Origin of the sequence: Polaribacter sp., assembly GCF_965660385.1 — a bacterium.
Classification (GTDB): Bacteria; Bacteroidota; Bacteroidia; order Flavobacteriales; family Flavobacteriaceae; genus Polaribacter.
Genome location: NZ_CBFHZT010000022.1, coordinates 45,842 through 56,982, shown reverse-complemented (window position 1 = coordinate 56,982; position 11,141 = coordinate 45,842). Strand labels below are relative to the sequence as shown.

Here is an 11,141-nt window from a genome sequence, read left to right as displayed (position 1 = left end):
TGTAATTTTCGTCTGCACATGCATAACTATCTCTAACAAAAATTTCTTTATTCGATAAATAATTCACTACTTTATCAAAGAGTCTTTCAAACTTATCTTCCTCGAAAGGCAAGTTGATATTACTCCACCAAACTTTGTCTTTTGTAATTTCATCTTTTACAATAAAACGATCCATTGGAGATCTACCAGTAAACTCTCCTGTATTTACAGCAATTGCTCCTAAAGAAGATTCAAAACCTAGTTTTTTTTGCAATGTTTCTTGATGTAATTCGTTTGAAGTTAGTTGATAACGAATTGTAGCATTCTTGATTCCTAGATGATTTAACGAAATCGATTTCGTATTTGTATCTACCATATCAATATTTTTTATTTAGTATCATACAAAATTACACAATAATTTAAAACTGAAGTATATTAACCAAAAAAAATATGAAATTTTTATCAATTTTTTAATTTTCTTACGAATATTATAATCATTGAAAGCCAACCCATTATAAGAAATAAGCCACCCAAAGGTGTTATAAACCAAATTGATTTTGCTGAAATTGCTGTTAACTGAATGGCATAAATAGACCCTGAAAAAAGCAAAATACCGAAAAGAAAAAGGGAACTTATGATATTTTTTTGTTTAGGTGAAAAACCTTCATACATATTAACAAATAACAAAACAATAGTGTGATACATTTGATAACGCACTGCTGTTTCAAAACTTTGTAATTGATCTGGACTTAAAGTTTCTTTTAGCGCATGCGCTCCAAAAGCTCCTAAAATAACTGCTGAAAGACCTAAAAAACAGGTGATTACTAATTTTTTAAACATTATTGTTATTTTTTGTTTAATTTTAAACAATTAAAATAGCTTTACAAAATACAAAAATACAGTATTCTTCATGAAAAATATACTACTTATTGGCGCTGGAAAATCAAGTTCTTATTTAATTAAATACTTATTAGAAAAACCTGATGAAGAAAATATATTTCTCACCATTGGTGACATCCACATAGAAAATGCGAAAAAATTGGTGCATCATTCTAAAAAAATAAACATAATAAAGTTTGATGTTTTTGATGCACATCAACGAAAAGAAAATATTGAAAATTGCGATATTGTTATTTCGATGCTTCCTGCAAGTTTACATATTGAAATTGCAAAAGATTGCATAAAATATGGAAAACATCTGGTTACAGCTTCTTATATTTCTAAAGAAATGAAAGCTTTAGACGCTCAAGTTAAAGACAGAGGATTGGTTTTTATGAATGAAATTGGTTTGGATCCAGGTTTAGACCATATGAGCGCTATGAAAGTAATTCATAGCCTTAGAGATAAGAATGCAAAACTATTGTTATTTGAATCTTTTTGTGGTGGTTTAGTGGCTCCTGAAAGTGATACCAATTTATGGAATTATAAATTTACTTGGAATCCAAGAAACGTGGTTTTGGCAGGACAAGGGGGTGCTGCAATGTTTATTCAAGAAAATACGTATAAATATATACCTTATCATAAATTATTTAGACGAACCGAGTTTTTAACCATTAACAATACAAAGTTTGAAGCCTACGCAAATAGAGATTCTTTAAAATATAGGGATGTTTATGGTTTACAAGAAATACCCACAATGTATAGAGGTACCATAAGAAAAGTCGGGTTTTCTAGGGCTTGGAATATTTTTGTACAATTAGGGATGACTGACGATTCGTACACCATAGAAAATTCTGAACAGATGAGTTATCGCGACTTTGTAAACCTGTTTTTAGCCTATTCTCCTTCAGATTCTGTAGAATTAAAATTACGCTCTTATTTAAAAATTGATCAAGATGATGTAATGTGGGAAAAATTAGTTGAGCTAGATATTTTTAATCCAAATAAAAAAGTAGGACTAAAAAATGCAACTCCTGCTCAAATATTACAAAAAATTTTAGAAGACTCTTGGACGTTAAAAAAAGAGGATAAAGACATGATTGTAATGCAACATTTATTTGGCTACGAAATTAATGGCAAAAAACAGCAAATAGAAAGTAGCTTAATGGTAATTGGCGAAAATCAAACGTATACAGCTATGGCAAAAACTGTAGGTTTGCCAGTTGCTATTGCTACTTTAAAAATTTTAAAAGGAGAAATAAAAACACCTGGGGTACAATTGCCAATAGCTAAAGAAGTGTATTTGCCGATTTTAAAAGAATTAGAGGCTTATGGTATTCAATTTTCAGAAAAAAAAGTACCTTATTTAGGATACAATCCAAATCATGTAATTGGATAAAAAATTAACTATAAAAACATTGTTAAGGATGTGTGTTTACCCAAACTTCACCATCGGAAAAATGTTCTTTTTTCCAAATCGGAACCGTTTTTTTTAGGGTATCAATCGCAAATTCACAGGCTAAAAAAGCAGCTTTTCTGTGTTTTGCAGAAGCTGTTATGATTACTGGAATATCCTTTATTTGCAGCATTCCTTCTGCATGATGAATGGCAATTTTATGAATATCAAACTTATCTAAAGCTAACGTAGCAATTTTTTGCATTTCTTTAATTGCCATTGGTTTATACGTAGAAAAATCGAGCTGTGTTACTTCTTTGCCTTGCGTATCATTTCTTACAGTACCTATAAATGTAGCAATTCCTCCACAAGCATCATCTTCTACAAAATTGTAACATTCTTGCAGGTTTAATTTTTGTGAAGTTATTTTTATAGAAGTTCTCATCATTTTATGAGATACTGAAACTTATTCAGTACTTAAGGCAAAAGTAATAATTCATCATGTATCTTTGTACAATAATATTTCTTTAATACAATAGGATGAAAAATATCTTTAGAATTGTCAGTTTTTTAGAAGGAATCTCTTACCTACTTTTATTATTTATTGCAACACCCATAAAATATTTACAAGGCGATGCATCTTATGTAAAAATGTTAGGTATGCCCCATGGAATTCTGTTTATGCTCTATATTGTTTTAGCTATTGTGATAAAAAAAGAAATGGATTGGAATAATAAATCACTAAGCATCATCATGTTGTGTTCTATTATACCTTTTGGTACTTTTTATGTTGATAAAAAATATTTACGTTAAGTGTTGCGTTTTTTATAATCTATCAAGATTCTAAAAATAGATGAAATGGATTGTTAACCTCCACTAACAGGCGGAATTACAGCAACAACATCGCCTTCCTTTAGTAACAACTCATCTTCTGCATAAGCTTCATTTACCGCAATTGCATAAGAGTTGATATTTTTTAAACTAGAAAAACGCTCTATTAAATTAGCTTTAAAAGCTGCAACTGATGTGTTTTCATCAACAAGAATTTCTAGTTCTGAAGCTTTTACTAAATCTGCTGTTATTCCAAAAAAAAGTGTTTTAACCATCATCTTTGCAAAGATAATCAACTTAAAAAGATAAATTCATACCAAGTAAAAACCCATCTCTTCGATTTCCATCGTGAAACGATTTTATATAATCAACTCTTAAAAAGCGCCATTTACCAAAACCGATGTTTTCCATTCCAACAGAAACTTCAGAATATTGTTTGGTATCTGCCATATACAATGTTTTTGCACCGGTTATTAAATGATAATTCAATTTATTCAACAACGGAACCCTTGCCAAAACAGCTCCTTTAAAATTATGCTCAATATGTGCTTCTGCATACCTGTTATTGGTATAAAAACGATAATACTCTAACAAACCAAAATTATTTTTACGGTTACTATCTGTAACAATAAACATCTGATTTCCTTTTACTTGTAAATTATCCATAAAAGCAATATTTTTCTTTTTTAAGAAAGCACCTCCTCTTACGTAATAGAAAAAATTACCATAATTTCCTATATCTATGTTCTGTTTTAAACTAGCCGTAATTAAGTCTGCATTAAACTCATCATTATCTGCTGCAAATGTTTTTCTATAATTTACAGATAAAGTTGGCAATTTATCTTCATCTAAATTAAATTTTTGATCTGGGTAAGAAAGGTATTTTTGTCCAAACACAAATCTTGCCCCAATATTTAGGGTTGCAATGCTATGCTCTGTAAAAACAGAACTAGTAAAGTTATCTGGTTCTAAAGGATTGTTAGATGTATAAGGTTCATTTTTGCTTTGCCTTGCAAAAGAATAGTTTGTAGTATTAAATAATGGTTTTCTATTGGCATATTCTAATGAAGTAGAGAAAAAGACACCATTTGTTATTTCTTCTGAATACCCAATTCTAGCAAATTCCTTTTCGTAAATTTTCATATAATTTAACCTTCTTGTTAACGAACGAATTAAATTATCTAACTTTTTAATAGGGTTTCTTCGGTTAAATTGTGCTGTAGCTACACCACCAGTAATGTACATTCTCGGTCTAGAAATATTATTCCATTTTTTACTAAAATAAAAAGTAGGTCTTGCTTTTTGTTCAGAAAAACCATAATCAACATCAAAACCAGCTGACCACCATTTGCCTTTATCATCTTGACTTTTAAAATAACTAGCGCCTAAAGAAGTATGAAATCCTTGCACCGTATTAAAACTCAAAGTTTCAATTAAACCATTAAATGAGAGCGACCATTTTTCGTAAGAATTACGATACGTATAGCCTATTATTGGTGATAAGACATTAAACTTATTTTGTTTTTTGTTGATAGAATCTAAATACGGTTTTGATTTTCGAACCACTTTAATACTATCTTTAATTTTATAATCTCTTACTTCCTCTTTTGTTAAAGGTACAGGTCGTAGATTATTCCAGAAAACAGAATCTTTTTTAGTGGCCTCTTTTTCAAAAGTTAACACTTCGTTTGTAAACGTATTTTTTGTAAAACCTGGCGAAAAATTATAATTAGAATAGGCTGATGAAAATCGACCATCGAACTTAAAACCAAAAGCATTTACTTTAAAATCAATACTCTGACTAATTAACACCCAAGCATCATTTTCTTCAGCATAATTGTAGTTTTGTTTCAGTTTTAAAAAATCTACAACTGGTATATTCACTTGTGCGCCAGAAACTGTAACATCTGCCCCATATAAAGCCCAATCATCTTCTACTATGTATAATGAACCACTAAAAACAGCATCGTTTTTACGTTTGGGAATTACGTTAATCTTGCTAATCAGTTTTCCATTTTTATCATAAAAAGTACCTTCTAATGCATAGGTGTAATAGCTAAATGCATTTGTAGAAATTGGCGAAATTAAATCGTTTCCAAATTCAACACTATTGTTGTAAAAGTTGATATTGGCATCCTCAGCTCTATTAAAACTGATGCCATTATCTCTACCACTCACTTTAGATGCAATAATGTTTTCTTTAAAATTCTTAGGGTTTTTCTGAAATTTAATTTCAGAAACCGTTTCAGAAAGATAAATAATTCCACTTCTTGTAGAGTCTAAACCTCCACCAAAATCGCCCAGACTTTGCCCTAAAAACTTTTCTGGTGCATCTTTAATTCTATACAAACCTCTGCTGTAAAATTTGGCGGTGTATTTTGCAAACTTATCTGTATTTTTATCCTTATTGGCAATTACATTTCTTATAATTCTATTGGCAGGGTTATCTTTTGTAGAAATCGAAATTTCATCTAGTTTAATGTTCTCTTCTTCCAATTGCACATCAAGTTGAAAAGGAAAAGACGTAATACTTACTTCTTTTTTGAGCGTTTTATATCCTAAAAATTGAAAAACAATCGTATGTTTTCCAATTTTGTTAATTTCTAAAACATACGCTCCATTATCATTAGAGGTTGTACCAGTTACAGTTTTATCAAGATAAATACTTACAAACGAAAGTGGCTCGTTATTAATATCTGTAATTTTTCCTTTTACTTGAGCAATACTTATTGATGAAATAAACAACAAAAGCAGACAAAGATTTCTTTTCATTGGGTTGGCTTTAATTGATAGACGCAAACTTAGGGCAATTTGTTACCAAAAATCTTTAATTTTTGTTAAACATCTTATGTAATTATATAATACAAAAGATTCAATTATTATACCAAAGGTTGCTTTTCATATCTATTTTTTAGCAAACAATATTACTAAATTGTTAAAACCTAGGAAACGTGCTGTTTTTTAACAAAAGTTAGAATGAAAACTTTAATTTAGCATAACTATGGAAAACAAACTTCAAAATTACATCCAGAAACACATTTTACGTCACTTAACAAAAAGTCTAATTTTGTTCTTTTCTGTTACCCTTTTTACATCTTGCTTTGTTGATGATGACACAAACGAAATTTGTACGGAAGATTGTACTGAATTTAAAGGACAATTAAGAACAGAAGATGGTAGACCAATTGCTGGTGCAGATATTAATTTAGAGTATACATCTAGTCATATTTTTTTATCTGCAGTAAGAAGAATAGCTACCACAACAACTGATAAGAACGGTTTTTACAAAATTTTAGCATTTTTACGAGATAATGAAATAGAAAAGGGTAGTAATGGAAATTTAGGTTTGTATTTTGACGTTAATCAAATAAGTAATGCACTACCAAACAATTACTTAAAACCGAAAACTACTTTTACTTCAAACGGAAGAGTAATAGATGCATTTAAAGCTAAAGTTTTTTTTCATCAAATTTATAATAGAGACACAATTTTAGAAAATGATTTTATAGCACCTATGAAAGGTAAAATCCAGATTAAGATAGATGACTTTACTCCTATTGTAGAAAATGATTATTTTTATGCGACAATAATTTACGATTACTCTTTCTTAAACCCAGTTTGGGAATTTAGACAAAGTAGAGATTATAATTCCATACGCCTCATAAATAAGACTTCAAACTTTGTTTTTAATTATGAAACAATTTTAAATGGTGATACAAGAATTAATATACAGAAATCCAAAAACGGAATAACTACTTACTCTGATACTATTATAAAACTAAGTTCACCAAATTTAACAACAATTGAGTTAAAATATTAATTATTTTATGCTCAACATATTTTGTACTTGAACAATTTTTATCATAAAAGTAACTTTTTTTTTCATACACAAAAATTCAATTGATACAGAAATACTATAATACTTAGATAACACGTAAGAATAATTTCCTATTCTAAAAACCAAAAATTCACTGTCCTCTTTCTATGAAAACCCTATATTTGTCAACTATTGAATACAAGACAAATCACTTATGAGCGATTCTAGAAAAAGACATGAAGCTTTATTATATCACGCAAAACCAAAACCGGGTAAAATAGCAGTTGTACCCACTAAAAAATATGCAACGCAACACGATTTAGCATAACCAAAGTAATCTTTATTGTTGTTTTGTAGAATCTCTAACAATTAAATCTGTTTCTAAAACCACTTCTTTAAATGTAATTTTTTTATTCTTTTTTTTATGTTGTATTTCTTTATATAAAATTTTAAATGCCTTTTTACCCATTTCAAAACCTGGTTGGTTTATCGTTGTTAAAGATGGTGATATTACGGATGACATAAACCAATTACTAAAACCAACAACACTGATATCTTCTGGCACTCTAATGCCATTTTTTATCAACTCAGTCATTGCACCAATGGCTACTAAATCTGTATTAATAAAAATACCATCTACATCGTTGTGTTCTTTAAGTAATTGACGTGCATTATTTTTACCTTCTTCAAAACTTTTATCACCACAATCATTAATATATACTAATGAGGCATCATAAGGAATATTGTAATCTAACAAAGCTTGTTTATACCCAAGAAATCTATCAATTGAGTTTTGAGGCAATAAAGGCCCTCTAAAATGAGCAATTCTTTTACAGCCTATTTGTATTAAGTATTCTGTTGCTTTGTAAGCTGCTTTTCTATCGTCAATAATCACTTTAGAGCATTTTACCAATTTTGCAATTTTATCAAACATCACTAAGGGTGTTTGTTGCTCAGTAATTCCCAATAAATGTTTATAATCTGCAGTGCCATTGGCTAAAGAAATTAAAATACCATCTACCCTTTTACTTAATAATAAATCCAATTGTTTTTTTTCGAGCTCAAAAGATTCATTAGATTGTAAGGTAATTACCAAATATCCTTTTTTTTCTGCTTGAGAGATAATGCCCTTAATAACACTTGAAAAAAAGTGATGCACAATTTCTGGAATTATTAAACCAATGGTTTTAGATTCTTTTGTTCTTAAATTTACCGCAAAAGAATTTGGCTTATAATTTAGCATAGCAGCTGTTTCTCTAACTAGTTTTCTAGTTTTTTTACTAACATCAGGGTATTCTTTTAAGGCTTTTGATACTGTGGTTATAGAAATACCCAACTCTTCTGCTATTTGTTTTAGTGTTACCAAAATATCATATTTTTAAACAAATTTAACGTTGCTTTTTTACCCTCTAAATATAGTAAATTATCTTTACCGAAAACGTTTTCGACAAATCGAAAACGTTTTCGATTTATTTATTTCATAATTTAATGTCGAATAAAAATACATTTGACAAAAAATAATTAACTTTTTTACTAAATTAATACTAAAATGAAAAAACAATTAAACTTTAAAAAATTGCTTTTAATGGTGCTTATGCTAGCATCCACAGCGTTTGTTGCTCAGTCAACAATTTCTGGTAGTGTAAAAGATGATAGTGGTAATCTAATTCCTGGTGCCAACATCCTTTTAAAAGGTACCACTAAAGGAGCCATTACTGATTTTGACGGTAACTATGAAATTACAAATGTAACTAATGGAACTTACACAATTGTTGCTTCTTACATAGGTTACGATAACTTCTCAAAAGAAATTACAGTAAATGGCAATCTAAAAGTAAACATTGTTATTAAAGAAAATGCACAATCATTAGATGAAATTATTGTTACAGGAGTAGTAAACCCGAAATCTAAAATAGAGTCGAGTGTTTCTGTTTCTACAGTAGGTGTTAAACAAATTGCTCAGGCTTCTCCAAGATCTGCGGGTGAACTTTTTAGAAGTATTCCTGGTATACGTGCAGAATCCTCTGGTGGTGAAGGTAATGCAAATTTTAACGTGCGTGGTGTACCAGTTTCTTCTGGTGGATCTAGATATTTACAATTGCAAGAAGACGGACTTCCAATAATGTTGTTTGGTGATACTTCTTTTGGTAACGCAGATAACTTTTTACGCATAGACTCTAATATTGGAAGAGTTGAAGCTATTAGAGGTGGTTCTGCTTCTACACAAACCTCTAATGGTCCTGCTGGAATTATTAATATGATAAGCAAAACAGGAAGAAAAGAAGGTGGTACCATAGGTGCAACTTATGGTTTAGATTTTCAAACAAGTAGATTAGATTTTGAATATGGTACACCAATTGGGGAAGGATTATATTATCACATTGGTGGTTTCATGCGCGTTGGTGAAGGCCCAAGAAAAATAGGCTATCAAGGTAATAAGGGAGGGCAATTAAAAGCCAACCTTACTAAAGAATTTAAAAATGGATATGTACGTACTTATTTTAAATATTTAAATGATAAAAGTGTAATGTATATGCCTATGCCAGTAGCTTTAACAGGTACAAATGCTAATCCTACTTTTGGTAATTTACCAGGTTTTGACATTACTTCAGACACTCCACATTCTGTAAATATGCAAAATACCTACAGTGTTTACGATGGTAATCCTACTCAAAATGACATGAGAAGTGGTAACAACCCAGTAAGCGCTTCAGTTGGTGCAGAATTTTCTTTTGATTTAGGTGATGATTGGAAAGTAAATGGTAAAGCAAGATACTCTAACAATTCTGGTCAATGGAACGCTCCATTTACTGCAAATGTTGGAACTGTAGCAGATATAGAAGCTTTGGTAAGGGGTGCTTCAGGAGCAACTGGAACCTTAACTTTTCAAGATGGTTCACCATTTAATCCTGCAAATGGTTTGGCTCAAGATATTAGATATTTTGATGTAACTATCGAAGATTTAAGCAACTTTTTTAGCGATATTAAAGTAACCAAAGCTATTAATGATAACGTTGGCCTAACAGTTGGAATGTTCTCTGCAACACAAAACACTAAAATAGGATGGCAATGGAGTTCTGCAATTTCTGAAGTGGCAGGAAATGGTACAGCAAGATTAGGTGTTTTTGAAGGATTTTCGCAAGGTGGTGCTTACTCTTTTGGCCAGCCAGTTTGGGGTAATTGTTGTCAAAGAAAGTACAACACAGTGCATAACGTAAATTCTCCTTATGTAGGTGTAGATGCAGAAATTTCTGAAAAATTAAATTTTGATGGTAGTGTACGTTTCGAAAACGTAAATGTTAATGGATCTATAAATTCTGGTCAATTAAGTAATTTAGATGCAAATGGAGATTTAATTGGTTTTGACTACAATAATGATGGTGTAATTAGTCCTTTCGAATCTACAATACCAACAATAGCAGGAAACCCAGGTCAAGCAATTAGCGACGATTATAATTTTGTTTCTTACTCTGCTGGTTTAAACTATAAAATTAATGATGGTGCTGCTGTTTTTGGAAGATATAGTAAAGGGGCTTCTGGTAGAGCTGCAGATAGAAATACTTATGGTGCAGATGGTTTAGGAGATGTACAGTTTGATGAAATCTCTCAACTTGAAGTTGGTTTAAAAAAGAGATTAAATAATGGTGTTTTAAATATTACTGGTTTTGTAAGTAATACAGATGAAGGTATTAGTAACGAATTAAATAGAACTGTTGGAAACCCTTTTAAAGCATTAGGTTTAGAAGTAGAATCTGCTTTAGGTTTTGGAGACTTTAGTCTAAATGGTTCTGTTACTTATACAAAAGCAGAAATTGATGGTGGAGCAAATAAAGGTAATAAACCAAGAAGACAAGCAGACTTTGTATACAACTTTGCACCTTCTTATGCTTTTGGAGCTGAAAAACAACACCTTTTAGGTATAACCGTTTTAGGTACATCTAAATCTTTTGCTCAGGATGATAACGACCTTGTAATGCCAGGATACGCTTACATTAATGCTATGGCAAAAGTAAGTTTAACCAAAGGCTTATCTTTAAGTGTAAATGCAAACAATTTATTCGATACAATTGGTGTTACAGAAGTAGAAGGTAATGGAAACATTGCTGCTGGTTTGGCTGCTGCAAGAACAATTTCTGGTCGTTCTACAACCATGACTTTACAATATAGTTTTTAAATAACAAGTGGTTTTTTATTATTAATTTGAATGAGAAACAGAGCCAATGAGAAATTTATTGGCTC

Annotated in this window: 10 protein-coding genes; 4 read left to right on the top strand and 6 right to left on the bottom strand. The window is 30.4% G+C overall.

The window, feature by feature from the left end:
* On the bottom strand, nucleotides 1-355 hold a 355-nt coding region (locus tag ACTG3V_RS08620; protein WP_439131755.1), incomplete at its 3' end, for a phosphoenolpyruvate carboxykinase (ATP).
* Between the two features lie 86 nt (nucleotides 356-441).
* Entirely contained in the window at nucleotides 442-819 is a 378-nt protein-coding gene (locus ACTG3V_RS08615) for a DUF423 domain-containing protein (protein ID WP_439131754.1), read from the bottom strand.
* A gap of 70 nt (nucleotides 820-889) precedes the next feature.
* Here ACTG3V_RS08615 and ACTG3V_RS08610 point away from each other — a divergent pair, with 70 nt between their 5' ends.
* On the top strand, nucleotides 890-2,257 hold the full coding sequence (locus ACTG3V_RS08610) for a saccharopine dehydrogenase family protein (protein WP_439131753.1): 1,368 nt from the start codon (nucleotides 890-892) through the stop codon (nucleotides 2,255-2,257).
* A gap of 22 nt (nucleotides 2,258-2,279) precedes the next feature.
* Here ACTG3V_RS08610 and ACTG3V_RS08605 read toward each other — a convergent pair whose 3' ends face one another.
* Nucleotides 2,280-2,702, bottom strand: coding sequence for a molybdenum cofactor biosynthesis protein MoaE (locus tag ACTG3V_RS08605; RefSeq protein ID WP_439131752.1), 423 nt, complete (start codon nucleotides 2,700-2,702; stop codon nucleotides 2,280-2,282).
* Nucleotides 2,703-2,794: 92 nt separating this feature from the next.
* Here ACTG3V_RS08605 and ACTG3V_RS08600 point away from each other — a divergent pair, with 92 nt between their 5' ends.
* On the top strand, nucleotides 2,795-3,067 hold the full coding sequence (locus tag ACTG3V_RS08600) for a DUF3817 domain-containing protein (RefSeq protein WP_439131751.1): 273 nt from the start codon (nucleotides 2,795-2,797) through the stop codon (nucleotides 3,065-3,067).
* A 53-nt stretch (nucleotides 3,068-3,120) separates the two neighbouring features.
* Here the strand turns inward: ACTG3V_RS08600 and ACTG3V_RS08595 are convergent, their stop codons facing one another.
* Together ACTG3V_RS08595 and ACTG3V_RS08590 are read right to left on the bottom strand one after the other, a co-directional pair.
* On the bottom strand, nucleotides 3,121-3,363 hold the full coding sequence (locus tag ACTG3V_RS08595; protein WP_439131750.1) for a MoaD/ThiS family protein: 243 nt from the start codon (nucleotides 3,361-3,363) through the stop codon (nucleotides 3,121-3,123).
* 19 nt (nucleotides 3,364-3,382) lie between these two features.
* On the bottom strand, nucleotides 3,383-5,857 hold the full coding sequence (locus tag ACTG3V_RS08590) for a DUF5686 and carboxypeptidase regulatory-like domain-containing protein (protein WP_439131749.1): 2,475 nt from the start codon (nucleotides 5,855-5,857) through the stop codon (nucleotides 3,383-3,385).
* Between the two features lie 229 nt (nucleotides 5,858-6,086).
* On the opposite strand from ACTG3V_RS08590, the gene ACTG3V_RS08585 reads away from it, so the two are divergent.
* The gene (locus ACTG3V_RS08585) at nucleotides 6,087-6,905 is read left to right on the top strand and encodes a carboxypeptidase-like regulatory domain-containing protein (RefSeq protein WP_439131748.1); all 819 of its coding nucleotides are present in this window, start codon (nucleotides 6,087-6,089) and stop codon (nucleotides 6,903-6,905) included.
* A 337-nt stretch (nucleotides 6,906-7,242) separates the two neighbouring features.
* Here the strand turns inward: ACTG3V_RS08585 and ACTG3V_RS08580 are convergent, their stop codons facing one another.
* Nucleotides 7,243-8,271: a LacI family DNA-binding transcriptional regulator gene (locus tag ACTG3V_RS08580; protein WP_439131758.1), complete on the bottom strand. Its 1,029-nt coding sequence runs from the start codon at nucleotides 8,269-8,271 to the stop codon at nucleotides 7,243-7,245.
* A 180-nt stretch (nucleotides 8,272-8,451) separates the two neighbouring features.
* Here ACTG3V_RS08580 and ACTG3V_RS08575 point away from each other — a divergent pair, with 180 nt between their 5' ends.
* Nucleotides 8,452-11,076, top strand: coding sequence for a TonB-dependent receptor domain-containing protein (locus ACTG3V_RS08575; RefSeq protein WP_439131747.1), 2,625 nt, complete (start codon nucleotides 8,452-8,454; stop codon nucleotides 11,074-11,076).
* The last annotated feature ends 65 nt before the right edge of the window (nucleotides 11,077-11,141 follow it).

Excerpts from the sequence above, each read along its gene's own strand:
- ACTG3V_RS08615 (WP_439131754.1), bottom strand. The coding sequence starts at position 819 with ATGTTTAAAAAATTAGTAATCACCTGTTTTTTAGGTCTTTCAGCAGTT.
- ACTG3V_RS08610 (WP_439131753.1), top strand. The coding sequence starts at position 890 with ATGAAAAATATACTACTTATTGGCGCTGGAAAATCAAGTTCTTATTTA.
- ACTG3V_RS08605 (WP_439131752.1), bottom strand. The coding sequence starts at position 2,702 with ATGATGAGAACTTCTATAAAAATAACTTCACAAAAATTAAACCTGCAA.
- ACTG3V_RS08600 (WP_439131751.1), top strand. The coding sequence starts at position 2,795 with ATGAAAAATATCTTTAGAATTGTCAGTTTTTTAGAAGGAATCTCTTAC.
- ACTG3V_RS08595 (WP_439131750.1), bottom strand. The coding sequence starts at position 3,363 with ATGATGGTTAAAACACTTTTTTTTGGAATAACAGCAGATTTAGTAAAA.
- ACTG3V_RS08590 (WP_439131749.1), bottom strand. The coding sequence starts at position 5,857 with ATGAAAAGAAATCTTTGTCTGCTTTTGTTGTTTATTTCATCAATAAGT.
- ACTG3V_RS08585 (WP_439131748.1), top strand. The coding sequence starts at position 6,087 with ATGGAAAACAAACTTCAAAATTACATCCAGAAACACATTTTACGTCAC.
- ACTG3V_RS08575 (WP_439131747.1), top strand. The coding sequence starts at position 8,452 with ATGAAAAAACAATTAAACTTTAAAAAATTGCTTTTAATGGTGCTTATG.